16 protein-coding genes and 1 riboswitch are annotated in these 18,660 nt (G+C 44.0%); of the genes, 9 read left to right on the top strand and 7 right to left on the bottom strand.

Going from position 1 to position 18,660, the window contains the following annotated elements; translation table 11 throughout:
* Positions 1 to 166 precede the first annotated feature (166 nt).
* From torD to OO774_RS10580, 5 genes are all read left to right on the top strand, one after another.
* Positions 167 to 814, top strand: a complete 648-nt coding sequence (torD, locus tag OO774_RS10560) for a molecular chaperone TorD (protein WP_264902258.1) — start codon at positions 167 to 169, stop codon at positions 812 to 814.
* Positions 815 to 1,245: 431 nt separating this feature from the next.
* On the top strand, positions 1,246 to 2,250 hold the full coding sequence (gene purR, locus OO774_RS10565; RefSeq protein ID WP_264902260.1) for an HTH-type transcriptional repressor PurR: 1,005 nt from the start codon (positions 1,246 to 1,248) through the stop codon (positions 2,248 to 2,250).
* Positions 2,251 to 2,515: 265 nt separating this feature from the next.
* Positions 2,516 to 2,604, top strand: a riboswitch (cyclic di-GMP riboswitch).
* 116 nt (positions 2,605 to 2,720) lie between these two features.
* Positions 2,721 to 3,311 (top strand): TfoX/Sxy family DNA transformation protein, encoded by a 591-nt coding sequence (locus OO774_RS10570; protein WP_264902262.1) that lies wholly within the window; start codon positions 2,721 to 2,723, stop codon positions 3,309 to 3,311.
* A gap of 182 nt (positions 3,312 to 3,493) precedes the next feature.
* Complete coding sequence (locus OO774_RS10575; protein ID WP_264902264.1) at positions 3,494 to 4,186, top strand: TVP38/TMEM64 family protein; 693 nt, start codon at positions 3,494 to 3,496, stop codon at positions 4,184 to 4,186.
* Positions 4,186 to 4,509 carry a DUF2007 domain-containing protein gene (locus OO774_RS10580; RefSeq protein ID WP_264902265.1) on the top strand — a complete coding sequence of 108 codons (324 nt, stop codon included), beginning with the start codon at positions 4,186 to 4,188 and terminating at the stop codon, positions 4,507 to 4,509. Before OO774_RS10575 ends, OO774_RS10580 begins: the two co-directional genes overlap by 1 nt.
* Before the next feature lie 200 nt (positions 4,510 to 4,709).
* On the opposite strand, the gene OO774_RS10585 is transcribed toward OO774_RS10580, so the two are convergent.
* The 4 genes from OO774_RS10585 to topA all read right to left on the bottom strand — a co-directional run bounded on the left by OO774_RS10585 (position 4,710) and on the right by topA (position 11,817).
* Positions 4,710 to 5,513 carry an alpha/beta hydrolase gene (locus OO774_RS10585; RefSeq protein ID WP_264902266.1) on the bottom strand — a complete coding sequence of 268 codons (804 nt, stop codon included), beginning with the start codon at positions 5,511 to 5,513 and terminating at the stop codon, positions 4,710 to 4,712.
* Positions 5,514 to 5,639: 126 nt separating this feature from the next.
* Positions 5,640 to 7,112 carry a glycogen synthase GlgA gene (gene glgA, locus OO774_RS10590; protein WP_264902267.1) on the bottom strand — a complete coding sequence of 491 codons (1,473 nt, stop codon included), beginning with the start codon at positions 7,110 to 7,112 and terminating at the stop codon, positions 5,640 to 5,642.
* Complete coding sequence (gene glgC, locus OO774_RS10595; protein ID WP_264902268.1) at positions 7,102 to 8,319, bottom strand: glucose-1-phosphate adenylyltransferase; 1,218 nt, start codon at positions 8,317 to 8,319, stop codon at positions 7,102 to 7,104. The genes glgA and glgC overlap by 11 nt, the downstream gene beginning before the upstream one ends.
* A gap of 870 nt (positions 8,320 to 9,189) precedes the next feature.
* Positions 9,190 to 11,817 (bottom strand): type I DNA topoisomerase, encoded by a 2,628-nt coding sequence (gene topA, locus OO774_RS10600; RefSeq protein WP_264902269.1) that lies wholly within the window; start codon positions 11,815 to 11,817, stop codon positions 9,190 to 9,192.
* A gap of 424 nt (positions 11,818 to 12,241) precedes the next feature.
* On the opposite strand from topA, the gene OO774_RS10605 reads away from it, so the two are divergent.
* Positions 12,242 to 12,490, top strand: coding sequence for a YciN family protein (locus OO774_RS10605; protein WP_264902270.1), 249 nt, complete (start codon positions 12,242 to 12,244; stop codon positions 12,488 to 12,490).
* A gap of 74 nt (positions 12,491 to 12,564) precedes the next feature.
* On the opposite strand, the gene aroA is transcribed toward OO774_RS10605, so the two are convergent.
* Positions 12,565 to 13,845 (bottom strand): 3-phosphoshikimate 1-carboxyvinyltransferase, encoded by a 1,281-nt coding sequence (gene aroA / locus OO774_RS10610; protein ID WP_264902271.1) that lies wholly within the window; start codon positions 13,843 to 13,845, stop codon positions 12,565 to 12,567.
* A gap of 161 nt (positions 13,846 to 14,006) precedes the next feature.
* Positions 14,007 to 14,483, bottom strand: a complete 477-nt coding sequence (locus OO774_RS10615; RefSeq protein ID WP_264906105.1) for a glycine zipper 2TM domain-containing protein — start codon at positions 14,481 to 14,483, stop codon at positions 14,007 to 14,009.
* 39 nt (positions 14,484 to 14,522) lie between these two features.
* Between OO774_RS10615 and aat the strand changes: the two genes are divergently transcribed.
* From aat to infA, 3 genes are all read left to right on the top strand, one after another.
* Entirely contained in the window at positions 14,523 to 15,233 is a 711-nt protein-coding gene (aat, locus tag OO774_RS10620) for a leucyl/phenylalanyl-tRNA--protein transferase (RefSeq protein ID WP_264902272.1), read from the top strand.
* Entirely contained in the window at positions 15,230 to 15,931 is a 702-nt protein-coding gene (locus tag OO774_RS10625; protein WP_264902274.1) for an arginyltransferase, read from the top strand. Before aat ends, OO774_RS10625 begins: the two co-directional genes overlap by 4 nt.
* Positions 15,932 to 16,013: 82 nt before the next feature.
* A complete protein-coding gene (infA, locus tag OO774_RS10630; protein ID WP_006075347.1) occupies positions 16,014 to 16,232 on the top strand; it encodes a translation initiation factor IF-1 in 219 nt (72 codons plus the stop codon).
* Positions 16,233 to 16,388: 156 nt separating this feature from the next.
* Here the strand turns inward: infA and clpA are convergent, their stop codons facing one another.
* Positions 16,389 to 18,659, bottom strand: coding sequence for an ATP-dependent Clp protease ATP-binding subunit ClpA (gene clpA, locus OO774_RS10635; RefSeq protein ID WP_264902290.1), 2,271 nt, complete (start codon positions 18,657 to 18,659; stop codon positions 16,389 to 16,391).
* Position 18,660 lies beyond the last annotated feature (1 nt).

Below are 18,660 nucleotides of genomic sequence, written 5' to 3' on the forward strand. Positions count from 1 at the left end.
TTGTTGATTCAAAACAAGCTTACCAAGCCCTGTTAACAAATGGACATATTTCTCTATAAAACATCATAGTTATAGTTACTGCTGTTCATTTTAATTGATTACACTTAAAGGATATCTGAATTTGATTTTGTGGTGCCAGAAATAGAGCATCATTCAGGAGCCTAAAATGCAAGAAGTGAAAGCTTTTAATGAAAAACGTGCCGAAATTTACTGGTGGTTTTCTAGCTTATTCGCCAAAGAACTAACAGACAAAGAATTGGAGACTTACCATAGTGTCGAAATTCGTAGCTTTTTGGCGGGCTTAGGTGAAAATGAATCTCTCAAGCCCTCGATAGATAACCTTGTAGACGCACTGAACCGCCTACAAGACCGCGCAGATGCTCAGCTAGAGCTTGCTGCGGACTTTTGTGAGCTGTTCTTAAAAACCGAAAAGTACGGTGCGCTTCCCTACGCTTCTATGTACATTGGCGAATCTGGTTTGCTCAATGACAAGCCAGCAGAAGAGATGGAAAAGTTGATGGCTGAGTATGGTGTCCAAGTTGACGACAATCTAAAAGAACCAGCCGACCACTTAGCGGTAGAACTGGACTTCTTGGGTAACATGATCATCCGCTCTAATGAGTTTGAACAAGAAAAACATATGGAAGCAGCCTTCGTTAAACAAAATGCATTTATCGAAGGTCAACTCATGTCTTGGTTACCACAATTCTCGCAAAAGTGTCAGCAATTGGATGACTTTGGCTTCTACGCCAGCGTCGCGCAACTATTAATTGCATTTTGTAAACTGGACAGCGCTTACCTTCTTGGTGAATAATTGCCGCCTGTTTTAGGGAGCCTGGCTATTAGGTTCCCTATTTTTTATTCGTTAACTATTAAAATTGTTCCAAGCGCTCGCTTTCTAGCAATCAAAATGTGACTTCAGAGACACAAAACCATTGCTGAAATTATTGCCAGCCTGCTCGCATAGGGCTAAAATGTGAACGCAAACGATTAAATATGATTTTATGTAAACCGCTGAAATAAAGCGGTTTTTGTGTTTTCTTAATAGGTTGATGACCTTTCTTCACTCGGTTGAAGAAAATGAGCATTATCGACCGCTGTTGCTACTTACCCTCTACCGACTTCGGAGTAACCACTGCTAAACAGACTCAGCGCCATTGTTAATGTTGCGCTAAGTTTACACAAACACTCAGCACTAGGTTTATCTTCCACGGTATATTAGTAGCTCGATACAGGACACCATTTATGGCCACTATAAAAGACGTTGCTCGATTAGCCGGCGTTTCTACCACCACTGTTTCGCACGTTATCAACAAAACGCGCTTTGTTGCAGAAGCAACGCAAGAAAAAGTAATGAAAGCGGTTGATGAGCTTAACTATGCACCAAGTGCGGTTGCTCGTAGCTTAAAATGTAACTCAACGCGAACTATCGGTATGTTGGTAACGCAATCTACCAACCTATTCTTCTCTGAAGTTATCGATGGTGTAGAAAGTTACTGCTACCGCCAAGGCTACACACTTATCTTGTGTAACACTGGTGGTATTTATGAAAAGCAACGAGATTACATTCGCATGCTCGCCGAAAAGCGTGTCGATGGCATACTGGTGATGTGTTCCGACCTGACAGAAGAGCTGAAGCAAATGCTTGACCGTCACGCTGATATTCCAAAAGTAGTCATGGATTGGGGTCCAGAAAGCTCGCAAGCAGACAAAATCATGGATAACTCAGAGGAAGGCGGTTACATCGCGACTAAGTATCTGATTGATAACGGTCATACCGATATTGCTTGTTTAAGTGGTCACTTTGAAAAACTCGCATGCCAAGAGCGGATTGCTGGATTCCGTCGAGCAATGGCAGAAGCAAACCTACCGGTAAACGAAGACTGGTTTTTTGAAGGTAACTTTGAATGTGATACCGCTGTTTTGGTCGCAGACAAAATTACCGCAATGGCAAAACGCCCAACAGCCGTATTCTGTTTCAATGACACCATGGCGTTGGGTCTCATGAGCCGTCTACAACAGAATGGCATTAAGATTCCTGACGAGGTATCCGTCATCGGTTACGACAATATCGAGTTGGCAGAATACTTTTCGCCACCGCTAACAACGATCCACCAACCAAAGCGTCGTGTCGGTAAAAATGCCTTCGAGATTCTGCTTGAACGTATTAAAGACAAAGAACACGAAAAACGCATTTTTGAAATGCAGCCAGAGTTGGTCGTTCGAAATACAGTGAAAAAACTCAATTAATGACCAGTAAGCGCTCACCTGAGCGCTTATTTTTTGTCCGGAAAAATAACTTTATCACCCTTTTGTTCACTTTAGTCAGCAAACGCTTTATAAGTTACTGTTTTTTTTAAACACGATCCACCTCACATCGCCTCAAACTTGTGCTCAGCCTTCAATCTCAAATACGAAACTAAACCCATAAAACATGGTCGTTTTATTGAAGCAATATCACAATTTGATCTCTGAAATGTGATGTTAATTCAAGATAAAAAGTATTCTCTACCTGTCACGCACAGGGCAAACCATCCGAAAGGGTGGGACGCAAAGCTTCCGGCCTTAACCATTCGATAAATGGAAGGTAGCGGGGTTACCGATGGCAAATATGCATATAATGAGTTTACCCTTTAATGACATTGTGCTTGCATGTATTTGCTACTCTCTCGGACCTGACTTTTGGTGGCGTAATATTAATTACACCGAGATAACACATCATGGATAAACCGATACTCAAAGATTCTATGAAGCTATTTGAGGCACTTGGTACGATCAAGTCGCGCTCAATGTTTGGTGGCTTCGGACTTTTCGCTGATGAAACGATGTTTGCACTGGTTGTGAATGATCAACTTCATATACGAGCAGACCAACAAACTTCATCTAACTTCGAGAAGCAAGGACTAAAACCGTACGTTTACAAGAAACGTGGTTTCCCGGTCGTTACTAAGTACTATGCGATTTCCGACGACTTATGGGAATCCAGTGAACGCTTGATAGAAGTAGCGAAGAAGTCGTTAGAACAAGCCAATTTAGAAAAAAAGCAGCAAGCCAGTAGTAAACCTGACAGGTTGAAAGATCTACCCAATTTACGACTAGCGACAGAACGAATGCTTAAGAAAGCTGGTATTAAATCAGTAGAACAACTTGAGGAAACTGGCGCATTAGGCGCTTACAAAGCGATACGTGATACGCACTCCGCAAAAGTAAGCATTGAGTTGCTATGGGCTTTAGAAGGGGCGATTAACGGCACTCATTGGAGCGTTGTTCCCCAATCTCGAAGGGAAGAGCTAAAAAGTGCGCTCTCTTAGCCGAAAGAGATAAACCTTTTCGATGTATAAAAACCGCAGTTTCGACTGCGGTTTTTTTTGAAATTTTTTCCAGCCTCAAACTGTCTGTTATTTTGTATATCAAATGATTGTTATGAGTACCATATTTAACTACTGGTACCTGTTAACGTTTTAGAGCAAGGCTGTTCTTCTGGAGTACGACAATGAATAAAAAACTGGTTTTTGGGTTAATACTGCTGTTAACGATAATTTTATTAGCCGTTAACTTTAGCCAGTACCTCACTTTAGAGAACGCTAAAGCCCAGCAAGACGCACTTAACGCCTATATCGATCAACGGTTTGTCTTTGCTGTTACGCTCTATTTCGTCGCTTATGTCGCGATCACCGCGTTTTCTATTCCCGGTGCAGCGGTCGTCACTCTGTTAGCCGCTGCTCTATTCGGCTTTTGGACTAGCTTACTTCTCGTCTCATTTGCCAGTACGATCGGGGCAACGTTAGCTTTTCTGAGTAGTCGTTACTTATTACGAGATTGGGTACAAACAAAATTTGGTTCAAAGCTCAACGCGATTAACCAAGGCGTCAAAAAAGACGGGGCATCTTACCTACTCTCATTACGATTGATCCCTGTATTTCCTTTCTTTCTAATCAACCTATTGATGGGATTAACCCCGATGTCTGTTGGCCGATTTTATTTGACCAGCCAAATAGGTATGCTTCCAGGCACCGCTGTTTATCTCAATGCAGGTACTCAACTGGCAACGATTGAAAGCCTCTCTGATATCGTTTCACCGAGCGTGTTAGCTTCATTTGCGTTGCTTGGGCTTTTTCCTATCATTGCTAAATGGCTGATGAATAAATTCAGACCCACTCAAGTGCAGCCAAATGGAAACTCTTGATGAAGATATTTATTGCGAAAAACCCGGCAGAAGCGCATATCGTTTGTGAGTTGCTGAAAACAGAGCAAATTTTTTGTGAAGTACGAGGAGAAGGCATTTTCGGATTGAAAGGAGAGTTACCATTCGGCGACGATACCGACCCTTACGTTTGGTTATTGAATCCAGAACAGAAGATGAGAGCCTTGGCTATTATTGAAGCCTATCAAAAACAGACACAGCCAAACACCTATCAAGATTGGACATGCCCTAAATGTTCGGAACTCAATGAAGGCCAATTTGGCGCGTGCTGGCAGTGTGGCTATCAGATAGATGAAAGGGGATAGGTAGTTAAGGGGATGGGTAGTTAAGGCGATAGGTCCTAGATCCTAGGTCCTAGGTCCTAGGATTGCTCGCGGGGACTTCGGTGTTTTTATTGAACGTTGGTATTTGTTGTTTTGGAATACGGTGCGCTTCGCTTACGGAAAACTGAATACAGCAAGAGAGCTAGAGCTCCCCTAGGGCCTAAAACCTAGGACCTTATAGATTACGCAACTAACGTTTGTTGCTTGATGAACTCAATCGAGTACTGATTAAAATCCTCTGGACGTTCTACATTACAAACGTGGCCGCAGTTGGGGATCTCGCGAAGCACACTCAGTTTATGTGCCGCAACCATCTCTTTCACCGGTTGGATGAACATGTAATCTCTGTCCCCCATCAAGTAGAGGGTTGGAATCGCTAATTCTCTGTCTTTAAAGTACTTCATTAACGGGTTCACATCCGCCGCCAAAATAAACCAACGCTTAAACTCTTTTTGACAGAGCTTTTTAGCTTCTCTTATAAACAGGTGCCGAGACTCGCGTTGATTACGCTGTGGCATCACAATATACGCGAACAACTTGTACAGCCACATGTAAGGCAAGATATGTTTGCCAAAGTTACCCAGTTTAACGAGTATTTGTGATCGTGTATTGAGGCGAGTAACCGCACCACCTAACACCATTGAATCCACTCGGTCAGAGGCCAACTCGGCAAGATTTCGCACAATGATCGTACCTAATGACATCCCGACAAAATGCGCAGACTGGATTTTTAAGTGATCCAAAACTTTTAAGATATCTTGAGTCACTTCCGTGAACGTATAGCGACTGGTCATCAATTCTTTCAATAACTGATTTGACTTCCCATGTCCTCGCAGATCTATCAGCACTAAATTAAAGTGCTGTTTATAGGCTTTAATTTGCTTAAACCAAATTGAAGAACTGCCACCAGCACCGTGCACGAAAACCACCCACTCATTACTGGTGGGATGCAAGTAGGTTTTATGGAAAAGTAGCGGCTCAGTCATATACCAGTAATAATAGTATTGTTATTAAATTAGAGGGTGCAATCCTATCACATTAGGGTTACACGCGATAATAAAGGCACCGCTTTAGGTGCCTTTTGTTACAATTTTAGATTAGTGCAAATAATGTCAATGCGGAAAAGAAAACGTTAATGCTGAGTGGTAAAGCTGCAAATATTCTTCTGCAGCTTTACGCCAGCAAAAATCCTGTTGCATTGCATGCAGTTGAACCCGTCTCACTTCCTCAGAGTTTTGTGCATATAGTAACAATGCCCTGAGCATGGTTAACAACAAAGCTTGCGGTGTTGGATCATAAAATACAAAGCCCGTCGCATCAGACGGGTCAGCATCATAATCATTGACACTGTCTTTTAGACCCCCAACGCCTCGCACAATAGGCAAAGTACCATAAGCCATGCTGTAAATCTGATTGAGTCCACACGGCTCAAATTCAGACGGCATCAAAAAGAAGTCAGACCCAGCTTCAACCAAATGAGCCAGCTCATTATCATACGCTTCAACGAAGACAAACTTATCTGGGAACTGTTCAGCAACTTCGGATAAATGTGTAGCAAGAACAGGATCTCCCGTCCCGACTACAACTAATTGGACGTCGTGCTTTAGAAAGTCCGTCAACACTGGCAGCAAATAATGTAGCCCTTTCTGCATTGTCAGGCGACAAACCATGCCAAACATAGCACAGTTGTTCTCGGCCAAGTTCAGGCGTTGTTGCAGTGCTTTTTTACAAGCACTTTTGCCTTCAACCATACTTTGTTCACTGGGTTCAAAATTCAGTGGCAAATAAGCATCTGTTTTAGGGTTCCAGGCACTGTAATCACAACCATTGAGAATACCGACTAAATCATTCGCTCGTTGTTGGAACTCCCAAGCCATTCCATGACTACCAAGCTCTGTCTGCAACTCTTCGGCATAGGTAGGGCTAACTGCGTTGATTTTATCCGCGTTTAATACACCCGCTTTAAGCATCGCGATGTGCGTTGAACTAACCCCTGCATCGGGTACATTTCGACTGTGAAACTCACGCAGGCATTGCACCTCATCGTAGCGAAACACGCCTTTAAACACCGCATTATGAATCGAGATCACGCTGCGGATATTTGCATAAAACGGGTCTGAGCCGTATCGATGCTTCAACAAAAATGGTACAAGGCCAGTGTGCCAATCATTGGCATGGACGATGTCAGGTCTGAAGTCCAGCTTAGGTAGCATGTCTAAGCAAGCCGCACTGAAAAACGCAAAGCGCTCACCATTATCTGAGTAGGCTTCATTATTCTCAGCGTACATTGATGGGCGATTAAAGTAAGATGGGCAGTCAATCAGGTAAACTGGCGTATCACTAAGATACAGCCTCAGTACTCGATACTCGGTGTGCGGCCACGAGGTTAGCTGTGTCTCTAACAGCACCTCCGCCTCAGCCAGCCTTTCAATACCATGGTATGCAGGAATGGTAATACGTACATCTTGCTGAAGACCGTGAAGCGCTTCCGGCAGTGCCTTGGCTACATCAGCCAAGCCACCACTTTTAATCAATCCTTCGACTTCAGACGCTACAAACAGAATAGATAAGTTGTTAGTAGCCAACTCGTGCTCCTTTAGGAATAACCACAATACCATCATCCGACACGTGGAAGAACTTCTTATCTTCTTGAAGGTTCACCCCAATTTGCGTGCCAGGTGCGATATCGGCGTTCTTGTCCACAATTACTCGACGTAAAACACAGCCTTCACCGATTTTGACGTCACCCAAGAGTATACATTCGCTGATATCGCAGGCAGATGCAATATTACTTCGAAAACCAAGTACCGATTTTTCGATTCGAGAGCCCCGAATATAGCTGCCATTACACACTAGGCTATCGATAATTTGCACACGACCGTTGTCTGAATCGGTGAACGTTGCTGGTGGTAAAGGCGGGTAATAAGTATGCAGCGGCCATTTACGGTTATACAGAGAGAATGGCGCATCTTTTTCTAGCAAGTCCATATGCGCTTGCCAGTAAGCATCAATCGTACCGACATCTCGCCAGTATACTTGTTCTTTCTCGCCACTGATTTTATTGGTGCTAAAATCATAGACAAACACATCCCCACGAGGGAACATTTTAGGAATAATGTCTTTACCAAAATCGTGGGTAGATTCTTCATTGCTCGCATCTTCGATCAATTCAGAGAACAATTCTTTCGCTTCAAAGACATAGTTGCCCATCGAGACCAACGCATAGTCAGGCTCTCCAGGAATCGACTTTGGACATTCCGGTTTTTCTTCGAAGCCAATCATACGACCTTCACTGTCGACTTCGATTACACCGAACTGAGAAGCTTCTTTAAGCGGCATACGTAAAGCCGACACAGTCAGCGAAGCTTGCTTTTTGATATGGAAATCAAGCATCTGCTTAATATCCATTTTGTAGATATGATCAGAACCAAAAATACAAACTTGGTCTGGTTCTTCCATTTCCATAAAACGAAGGTTCTGATAGATAGCATCTGCGGTGCCTTCATACCAACGCTTACCGGTACGCATCTGAGCTGGGATAGGATCAATAAAACGATCAGTAATCCCGTTGATGTTCCAACCTTTTTTTAAATGATAAAACAGAGATTGAGATTTAAATTGGGTCAGTACGTAAATACGCATTAAATCCGCATTGACAAAGTTGTTGAGTGCGAAGTCAATCAGTCGATAACTACCACCAAAAGGTACAGCAGGTTTGCTGCGAGATTCAGTTAAAGGTCTCAAACGTGAGCCTTCACCGCCAGCAAGAATCATTCCCAAAACACCAGCCATTGTTGTTCTCCATATCGTTATAGCTTGGAATGGATGCTCACTTAATTGAATGTATTGTGGGGAATCAAGTGAACACATTGTCAGCCACATCCAGCGCTTCTATGAGCACATATCATGCGGGTTAAAAACTGCGGCATTGCTCTGCCAACTTACAGGGTGTGTTAACTTTTCGTGGTTCACGTCTAGTTTAGTCTGAGTCCCAAATTCGTTTTAAACGTGAAAAGAGAATTCAAGGAGGCTCGAATCCATTTCTTTCAACAAAGAGTCAGCACTTTTTCAGTATAGGTACCTAGCCCACTTCCATTGAGCTATCGATATTTGGCAACGCTAAATCGTGATTTGCTTCTCAATAAAAAATGGCAAATCAACAGCGTTATTTATACTAATGCCTTCTACCTCGATACCAATATCATCACGAAATAACACACCTTAAATATTCTTATCTGTCGACACCAATTCAAATGCACTTTGTTGCATTATTTTTGTAATAAACTATCCAATTTGAACATTAATTACAATTTAAAATACGTCATTCTGTGTATTAGATAGATACAACTTGCTCGATACGATATTCAGATCACATTAGAAAATGTAATAGGCTACACTCTGAAAACAATTTACGAACGAAATTAATACATAGATCGTCACCTACTCTGTATACAACGAGCTTGTAAAGGTGATATCGAACTTCACACTACGACATGCATGTGACTGTAAAATGAATCAGACAGGCTTGCTCTAAGGTTTATTTGGGGAAATAGTCAGAGCTTCAGAAATGGGGAGATAAGTTGTCGGCAAGATAAGCGATGACGAAAATTAGATGAAAAAACAAGGCAGCGATCTCGCTGCCTTATTTTTTACTCAATGAGTTTAAGCTTTAGGTTTTTTACGCTTATCGGTGATTTCCCATTTGCCATCAACGAAAAGTGCAGTCCAACCACTTGGCTTGCCATTCTCTTCAGAGCGAACATAGTTCTCTTTCGTTTTACGGCTAAAACGAACCACTGCTGGACGACCATCAGGGTCTTCCTGTGGTGCCGTCGCAAGATACTTGAACTTATCTGGTAATCGTTCTTCGTAAAGCGCAAGCTCTGAAACAAGTGGCGCACGCGTTTCGCGTGATTTAGGGAAGTTGCTGGCTGCCATAAACAGGCCAGACGCCCCATCACGCAACACAAAGTAAGCATCCGAGTTTTCACATGGCAGTTCAGGGAAATGCACTGGATCTTCTTTCGGCGGCGCTACTTCACCGTTCTTCAGAATCTTACGGGTGTTTTTACATGTCTCGCTGGTGCAATCCATGTATTTACCGAAGCGACCATTCTTAAGCACCATGTCAGAACCACACTTGTCACACTCAACAACGGGTCCATCATAGCCTTTAACTTTAAACTCGCCGTATTCAACGATGTAACCTTCACAGTTTGGGTTGTTACCACAAACGTGCATCTTACGTTTATCGTCGATTAGGTACGCGTCCATCGCTGTCTCACAGATTGGACAACGTTTCTTGGCACGAAGCGCTGCGGTTTCTACATCTTCTTCTAAGACGTTGATGATGCCTTCTTCATCGCCTAAGTTGATGGTGGTTTTGCAACGCTCTTTAGGTGGCAGTGCATAACCAGAACAACCTAGGAATACGCCGGTGGACGCTGTACGAATACCCATTGGGCGGCCACATGTCGGACATTCGATGTCTGTCATCACAATGTGGTTAAGCTTCATACCACCTTCAGCCTCGTCAAGGTCGGCTTTTTCAAGGTCGCCGGTAAAGTCGCTAAAGAAGTTATCCAGTACCGCTTTCCAGTTGACTTCGCCTTCGGCAATTTGGTCCAGTTTCTGTTCCATGCGTGCAGTGAAATCGTAGTTCATCAAATCATTGAAGCTGTCATCAAGGCGGTCAGTAACAATTTCACCCATTTTCTCTGCGTAGAATCGACGCTGGTCAACTTTCACGTAGCCACGATCCTGAATCGTCGAGATGATAGACGCGTACGTCGATGGACGACCAATACCACGCTTTTCAAGCTCTTTAACCAGTGCAGCTTCAGTGTAGCGCGCTGGCGGCTTAGTAAAGTGCTGTTTCGGGTCAAGTGACTCTAGGTTCAGCTTATCGCCAAGTTGCACCGCAGGAAGGATTGTATCCTCGTTTTTGCCCATAGGACGCTGTACGCGAGTCCAACCATCAAACTTAAGGATACGACCTTTCGCTTTTAACGTGTATTCGTCAGCTTTTACACTGATGGTTGTGGAATCGTATTCTGCCGGCGTCATTTGACAGGCAACGAACTGGTTCCAAATTAACGCGTAAAGCTTGTGAGCGTCTGCGTCGACACCTTGCAGATCTTCCGCTTTTACATCCACGCTAGAAGGACGAATCGCTTCGTGCGCTTCTTGAGCCCCTTCTTTGCTGCCGTATTTTAACGGTGAAGCAGGAAGGTACTTATCACCAAACTCAGAACCGATGAAGTCACGGACTGAATCCACAGCTTCTGCACTCAAGTTGGTTGAGTCAGTACGCATATAGGTGATGTAACCCGCTTCATATAAGCGCTGAGCTAGCATCATGGTCTTCTTCACACCGTAGCCCAAACGGGTACTTGCCGCTTGCTGCAGTGTAGAAGTGATGTAAGGCGCAGACGGCTTACTTTTCGTCGGGCGGTCTTCGCGTTTGCAGACTTCATAGCTGGCATTTTCCAGCACAGACATCGCTGCGTTGGTTTCTGTCTCATTGACAGGCTTAAAGGCAACGCCGTCTTTCTGAGCAACCAGCAGTTTGAAGTCCGCTTTATCTTTAGTCTTGGTATTCGCGTGAATATCCCAGAACTCTTCCGGAACAAACGCATTGATTTCGCGCTCACGCTCTACCAGCAGCTTAACCGCAACTGACTGAACGCGGCCAGCCGACAAGCCACGCGCAACTTTCTTCCATAGTAACGGAGAGACCATGAAGCCAACCACGCGGTCCATGAAACGACGGGCTTGCTGCGCGTTTACGCCATCCATATTCAGCTCACCAGGCGTTTGGAAAGCTTGCTGAATAGCATTTTTTGTAATTTCGTTAAAAACAACTCGTTTGTATCGCTCTTCATCGCCACCGATGATCTCACGAAGGTGCCATGCGATTGCTTCCCCCTCGCGGTCCAAATCGGTTGCGAGATAGACGTAATCAGCATCTTTGGCTAATTTTTGTAACTCGCTGACCACTTTTTCTTTGCCAGGAAGAATCTGATAATTCGCTTCCCAGTCGTGATATGGGTTAATGCCCATTTTCTTGATCAGTGCTTTGCGATCTTTCTCTTTTTTGACGCGTGCTTTCTCTTCCGCACTCATCCCTTTAGTTGAAATGGCAGCGGCTTTCTCACCAGTGCTTTGGCCGGCCGTAGGCAGATCACGCACATGACCAACACTAGACTTAACAACAAAGTCTTTACCAAGGTACTTATTTATTGTCTTTGCCTTGGCTGGTGACTCCACTATAACGAGTGATTTACCCATAACTGACTCTAACGTCCTTCATAATAATGCGGGTAAACCTCTGACTTGGAAGTCACCCGCATAATGTTCTATTTCATTGCTTCTTTTTTTACTATTGTGCGAGATGAAAAGAAGATCAACTGCTTTTTTGCAATTCGGATTTGATCGGTTGACAATTCATCGTCTTTATACTTAAAACAGACAGGGCTCTAAAAGGTCTGGTCGGCATATCTAAGCAGGCAAACTTTACTACTGCTAATCGAATTGAGGAAATTTTGTTACCCATCACAAAATAATTTACCTTGAGTGCACGTAACCTTAGGCTACGGCAATAGAACCCAAGCATGAATCGAGTAACCTTTAATTGCATTCCATTGGGTATAATCCCCTGTTAATTATGGGTATACTTCATGAATCTGAAGTTGTAATGAATGACGGGAACGTTATGTCTGATAGAAAATTTATTGAAGAATTTGACCTTCTTTTAATCGCGAATCAAATCATCCAAGAGCACGATGATTATATTGAGGGTATGCGCGCAACAAGCGTGGAAGAAAAAGACGACGTTTTAGTATTTAAAGGGGAATACTTTCTTGATGAGAAAGGATTACCGACGGCGAACACGACTGCCGTTTTCAATATGTTTAAGTATCTGGCTCACCATCTTTCAAAAGAGTTCACGCTTAATAAATAGTTGAAACGATTTACTGACCTAAAAAACCAGAGCGAAATTGGCTCTGGTTTTTTATCAGCCTCAGGCTTAGAGACCTAACAACTTAGAGACTTAAGCTTGTCAAAGTAGTCAGGGAACGTCTTCGATGTACACTTCGGATCATTTATGGTTACAGGTGTATCACTCAACGCAACCAATGAAAAACACATCGCCATACGGTGGTCATCATAAGTGTCGATCGCAGCATGTTTTAGCTGAGGAACTGGCTTAACGATGATGTAATCCTCACCCTCTTCCACTTCAGCGCCGACTTTACGAAGTTCAGTCGCCATCGCAGACAAACGGTCAGTTTCTTTTACCCGCCAGTTGTAAACATTGCGAATCGCTGTCGTGCCTTCTGCAAACAGAGCTGTGGTTGCAATCGTCATCGCCGCATCAGGGATGTGATTGTAATCCATATCAATTCCCTTCAGCTGACCTGCACGAGCAATCACATAATCATCGCCCCACTCAATTTCTGCGCCCATTTTTCCAAGCGCATCGGCAAATTGAATGTCACCCTGAATACTGTTTTTACCAATACCGGTAACTTTCACTTCGCCACCTTTGATCGCAGCAGCAGCGAGGAAGTAAGACGCTGAAGAGGCGTCACCTTCCACTAGAAAATCTCCAGGTGCGACATAATGCTGTCCGGCAGGAATCACAAATTCCTGGTAATCATTGTTGATTACATCAACGCCAAACTGCTTCATGATATGTAGCGTGATATCGATGTACGGCTTAGACACCAAATCGCCTTCAATATTGATGCGAACTTCGCCTTCAGCGAGTGGCGCTGACATAAGGAAAGCGGTTAAAAATTGACTCGAAATGGAACCATCAATCGATACCGTACCCGACTTCAAACCCGTTCCCACAATTTTTAATGGCGGGTAGTTTTCATTTTCGAGGTATTCGATATCAGCACCAGCATCTTGTAGTGCGGTAACGAGGTGACCAATTGGGCGCTCTTTCATACGAGGCTCACCAGTCAGAACATACTCACCTTCACCAAGACAAAGCGCAGCCGCTAGTGGGCGCATTGCCGTGCCAGCATTACCTAAAAACAGCTCTACAGGCTCAGACACAGAAAATGGTTGGCCGAGACCTTCCACAACACACTCAGTTTTGTCTTCAGACAACTGATATTGAACACCAAGCGTAGTAAGCGCGTTGAGCATATGACGGATGTCGTCACTATCGAGAAGGTTGGTCAGGCGTGTCGTGCCTTTTGCTAAAGCGGCTAGCAAAAGAGCTCGGTTAGAGACACTTTTTGATCCTGGAAGGTTAACTTCCCCTTGGATTTTATTGATTGGTTGTAACGTTAGGCTTTCCATTGAAAGTTGATAATCCTTTGTGCTCTCAGTTCACGGTTTATTGAGAGCTGAACAATTCTTCGTGGATTCAGACTAACCAAAAAACCAATACAAAACCAGAGCAAATCTACGCTAATTTATGAATAATTAGTCAGCTTATCCATTTGCCTGAAAACTCGGCCCTAATAGACCATATCTACCCGAACACCATCATCAAAATACAAGATACGAACCTCGTCGCCGCGGCCAAATAACATATTTCTATCAACGTCTTGAATGACATTGATAAGTTTGTCGTTATCAACTTTTATCAGCAGTTCAACCAACTGAGATTCAACCGTGTATTGCTCAGTACGTTGATTTTGTGCGACAGCAGCGCCGGTAAGTGCACCAACAGCGGTTGCGACTTCTCTACCGGTTCCGCCACCAAACTGGTTTCCGACCAACCCACCGATTGTTGCACCTAGTAACGTTTTCCAACCATTACTTTTCGATTTAACCACCTCTTGCTGCGTGATATAACGAACAGAGTCAACTTTTCCATAAACCACTTCATTAACGGGCTTTGCTACATTTCTCTCATAAGCCGCATTGGCGAAAAATGGTAAAAGCAGTATGATCCAACACCACACGGTCGCTCGGTTTTGTATTCGCGTCATCATAAACTCCTCTAGTTCAAATGTTGGTAATTAATTTTTATGGCAATTTATTTAACTGAACTTGGTAAAACGTACTCCTTTCCCTCCCCTTACAAAGCATTGAACGACCCTAATGGGCTTCTAGCTTTTGGTGGCGATTTGGACCCGATGAGAATACTTCAAGGCTATCATCAAGGGATTTTTCCTTGGTACGGACCTGGTGAACCGATACTCTGGTGGAGCCCTTCACCTCGCGCCGTTTTTGATCCTTTGACTTTTAAACCATCCAAAAGTCTCACAAAGTTTCAGCGCAAGCATAAATATCAAGTTACCCTCAACCAAGCCACAGAGAAGGTAATTCAACTCTGCTCTTCAACCCGCCCTGAGAGCGAAACCTGGCTAAATGAAGACATGCAGGCATCTTACACAGCACTGGCGGAGCTTGGTTATTGTCACTCGGTAGAAGTATGGCGTGACGGTGACTTAATCGGAGGCTTGTACGGGCTAAGTATTGGCCAACTTTTTTGCGGTGAATCTATGTTTAGCTTAGAGGATAACGCATCGAAAATTGCTTTGTGGTATTTGTGTGAACATCTTAAGTCAAACCATGGTCAATTGATCGACTGTCAGGTCATGAATCCTCACTTGGCATCGCTGGGCGCATTTGAACTTGATCGGGACGAATTTATGCAAAAGCTACTATCTTTAAGAGAAAACCAAATGGCTTCAGGCACTTTTAAGCCACAAGTTCTGCGGAATTCAATATCATGAGCACGGATCTACAACACATTCGCATAGGATTAACCAACAACCACCCTTGTAGCTATTTACCGGAGCGAAAAGAGCGTGTTGCAGTCGCTCTCGATGACAACTTACATACAGAAGAAAATTATCAACTGCTGATGGCGAATGGCTTTCGTCGCAGTGGTGATACGATATACAAACCACACTGTGAGCGCTGCAATGCCTGTCAGCCGATACGTGTGGCAATAAAAGATTTCACTCTGTCAAAAAGCCAAAAACGACTGTTGAAAAAAGGGCAAGGTTTGCGCTGGGAAATGAAACCTCAAATGGATCCAGAGTGGTTTCAGCTCTATAGTCGCTACATTTGCAAGCGTCATAAGAGCGGGACAATGTACCCGCCAAAGCGTGATGAGTTTGCTCGCTTTGCACAAACTAACTGGCTTACCACTCTGTTTTTGCATGTCTATGATGAGTCAGAACAACTAGTTGCCATCGGAGTTACCGATGTGATGCCTCATTGTTCCAGTGCGTTTTATACCTTTTTCGACCCTGATTACCCACTATCACTGGGTACATTGGCAGTGCTTTATCAAATAAAATACTGCCGAGAAAACAACCAGCAATGGCTGTACTTGGGCTATCAGATTGATGAATGCCCTGCAATGAACTACAAAACACGCTTTCAACGCCACCAAAGGCTAGTAAATCAGCGTTGGCAAGGGTAGAATACGCTCCAACTTTACATAATTACTAATTAGCGGCAAAATAAAGCCCGCTAATATTTGCCTAATTTCTAAAGAGGATTAAATGGCTAAAGAAGACGTAATTGAGATGCAAGGCACGGTCCTTGACACTCTACCAAACACTATGTTCCGTGTTGAACTTGAAAACGGTCACGTTGTGACTGCGCATATCTCTGGTAAAATGCGTAAGAACTACATCCGTATCCTTACGGGTGACAAAGTAACTGTAGAGATGACTCCATACGACCTAACTAAAGGCCGCATCGTCTTCCGTGCTCGTTAATCTCTGATTTTCGAATGCAAATAAAAAACGGAGCCTCGCGCTCCGTTTTTTATTTGTGGTCGATAAATGAGTAACCCGTTTATCGCACACGCAACAGTTGCCTTAAACAAAAAAGGATGCCAGCGCATCCTTTTTTAGTTGAGTAACACTGAGGGATCAGTGCATTGCTGCTTCTTTCTCACTCAAGTACTCAAATTGAAGCACATCGTTTACAAGTGAAACCTTCACGGTGCCACCGTTAACTAAAGAGCCAAACAGAAGCTCGTTCGCCAAAGGTTTCTTAAGCTGCTCTTGGATAACACGACCCATTGGACGAGCGCCCATGGCTTTGTCGTAACCTTTGTTAGCCAGCCAGTGACGTGCGTCTTGAGAAACTTCCATCGAAACACCGCGAGCATCCAACTGAACTTGAAGCTCAACAATGAACTTGTCGACAACTTGATGGATAACACTCTCATCCAAGCTGTTAAACCAGATGATATTATCAAGACGGTTACGGAACTCCGGCGTAAATACTTTCTTAATTTCCGCCATCGCATCAAAGCTATTGTCTTGCTGAATCAAGCCGATCGATTTTTTCTCGGTTTCCGCAACACCAGCGTTGGTCGTCATGACAAGAATCACATTGCGGAAATCTGCTTTACGACCGTTGTTGTCGGTAAGGGTGCCGTTATCCATCACTTGCAATAGCAAGTTAAAGATATCTGGATGCGCTTTCTCGATCTCATCCAACAGAACCACAGAGTGCGGATGTTTGATCACCGCATCAGTGAGCAGACCACCTTGGTCGTAACCCACATATCCCGGTGGCGCACCGATTAAACGACTCACTGAATGACGTTCGCCGTATTCAGACATATCAAAACGCAGTAGCTCAATGCCAAGCAATTTAGATAGCTGAACAGTCACTTCCGTTTTACCTACACCTGTTGGGCCAGCAAACAAGAAAGACCCTACTGGTTTGTTATCAACACCCAAACCCGCGCGGGTTAGCTTTATAGCTTCTGATAACGCATCAATCGCATTGTCTTGTCCGAACACTAGCATTTTCATCTTGCGGTCCAGATTCTTGAGAATATCTTTATCCGAGGAGGATACCGACTTCTCAGGAATTCGAGCCATTTTCGCCACCATGGCTTCAATGTCCGCCACACCGACAGTTTTCTTACGTCGGCTTGCTGGTGCTAGGCGACTACATGCACCTGCTTCATCAATAACGTCGATGGCTTTATCTGGCAAGTGACGTTCATTAATGTACTTAGCCGATAGCTCCACGGCAGCACGCAGTGCTTTATTTGTATAACGAACTTCGTGATGCGCTTCGTATTTCGGCTTCAGACCCATCAAAATCTTAGTTGTGTCATCGAGTGATGGCTCAACAATATCGATTTTTTGGAAACGACGAGAGAGTGCGCGCTCTTTCTCAAAGATGTTGCTGTACTCTTGGTACGTTGTGGAGCCGATACAACGAAGCTTGCCGCTGCTAAGCAGAGGTTTAATTAAGTTTGCCGCATCAACTTGACCGCCAGATGCAGCGCCAGCACCGATGATAGTATGAATTTCATCAATAAATAGAATCGCGTCTTCTTCTTTTTCAAGTTGTTTCAGAATGGTCTTGAAACGTTTCTCAAAGTCACCACGGTACTTAGTACCCGCGAGCAAGGAACCAATATCCAAAGAATAAATGACACTATTTTCAATAACTTCAGGCACCTGCCCTTCAACAATTCTCCACGCCAGGCCTTCTGCAATCGCTGTTTTACCCACGCCAGCTTCACCCACAAGCAATGGGTTATTTTTTCGGCGACGGCACAGTACCTGAATGGTACGTTCCAACTCTTTATCTCGACCAATAAGTGGATCAATATTTCCTGCTTTTGCTACTTGGTTTAAGTTAGTAGCAAAACTCTCCAATCGTTCTTCAGCATTCGAATCATCTGCACTTTCAGAACTAAAAGAACCTGGTGAAGATGGGTCTTCGCTCGCACCAGACGCCTTGGTTATGCCATGGGAGATAAAATTGACGATGTCTAAGCGAGAGATATCATTTTTCTTGAGAAGATAAGCGGCGTGAGATTCCTGCTCACTGAAAATCGCAACAAGTACGTTTGCCCCTGTCACTTCATTTCGACCCGACGACTGAACATGAAATACTGCACGTTGCAATACGCGTTGGAAACTCAAAGTCGGTTGCGTTTCACGCGTCTCGTCGCTTTCTGGAATGAGTGGGGTGGTTTGATCGATGAATATATCGAGTTCGTTACGCAAAGCATCTAAATCCGCTTTGCAGGCTAGAAGGGCTTCCTTAGCTGCATCATTTTCCAACAATGCAAGTAGGAGGTGTTCGACAGTCATGAACTCGTGACGTTTGTCGCGCGCACGAGCAAATGCACTGTTAAGGCTTGACTCTAGTTCTTTGTTTAGCATA

Origin of the sequence: Vibrio sp. STUT-A11, assembly GCF_026000435.1 — a bacterium.
Taxonomy (GTDB): Bacteria; Pseudomonadota; Gammaproteobacteria; order Enterobacterales; family Vibrionaceae; genus Vibrio.

Bases quoted from the DNA above. Each gene is read 5' to 3' on its own strand.
- torD (WP_264902258.1), top strand. From the start codon at position 167: ATGCAAGAAGTGAAAGCTTTTAATGAAAAACGTGCCGAAATTTACTGG.
- purR (WP_264902260.1), top strand. From the start codon at position 1,246: ATGGCCACTATAAAAGACGTTGCTCGATTAGCCGGCGTTTCTACCACC.
- OO774_RS10570 (WP_264902262.1), top strand. From the start codon at position 2,721: ATGGATAAACCGATACTCAAAGATTCTATGAAGCTATTTGAGGCACTT.
- OO774_RS10575 (WP_264902264.1), top strand. From the start codon at position 3,494: ATGAATAAAAAACTGGTTTTTGGGTTAATACTGCTGTTAACGATAATT.
- OO774_RS10580 (WP_264902265.1), top strand. From the start codon at position 4,186: ATGAAGATATTTATTGCGAAAAACCCGGCAGAAGCGCATATCGTTTGT.
- OO774_RS10585 (WP_264902266.1), bottom strand. From the start codon at position 5,513: ATGACTGAGCCGCTACTTTTCCATAAAACCTACTTGCATCCCACCAGT.
- glgC (WP_264902268.1), bottom strand. From the start codon at position 8,319: ATGGCTGGTGTTTTGGGAATGATTCTTGCTGGCGGTGAAGGCTCACGT.
- topA (WP_264902269.1), bottom strand. From the start codon at position 11,817: ATGGGTAAATCACTCGTTATAGTGGAGTCACCAGCCAAGGCAAAGACA.
- OO774_RS10605 (WP_264902270.1), top strand. From the start codon at position 12,242: ATGTCTGATAGAAAATTTATTGAAGAATTTGACCTTCTTTTAATCGCG.
- aroA (WP_264902271.1), bottom strand. From the start codon at position 13,845: ATGGAAAGCCTAACGTTACAACCAATCAATAAAATCCAAGGGGAAGTT.
- OO774_RS10615 (WP_264906105.1), bottom strand. From the start codon at position 14,483: ATGACGCGAATACAAAACCGAGCGACCGTGTGGTGTTGGATCATACTG.
- aat (WP_264902272.1), top strand. From the start codon at position 14,523: ATGGCAATTTATTTAACTGAACTTGGTAAAACGTACTCCTTTCCCTCC.
- OO774_RS10625 (WP_264902274.1), top strand. From the start codon at position 15,230: ATGAGCACGGATCTACAACACATTCGCATAGGATTAACCAACAACCAC.
- infA (WP_006075347.1), top strand. From the start codon at position 16,014: ATGGCTAAAGAAGACGTAATTGAGATGCAAGGCACGGTCCTTGACACT.
- clpA (WP_264902290.1), bottom strand. From the start codon at position 18,659: ATGCTAAACAAAGAACTAGAGTCAAGCCTTAACAGTGCATTTGCTCGT.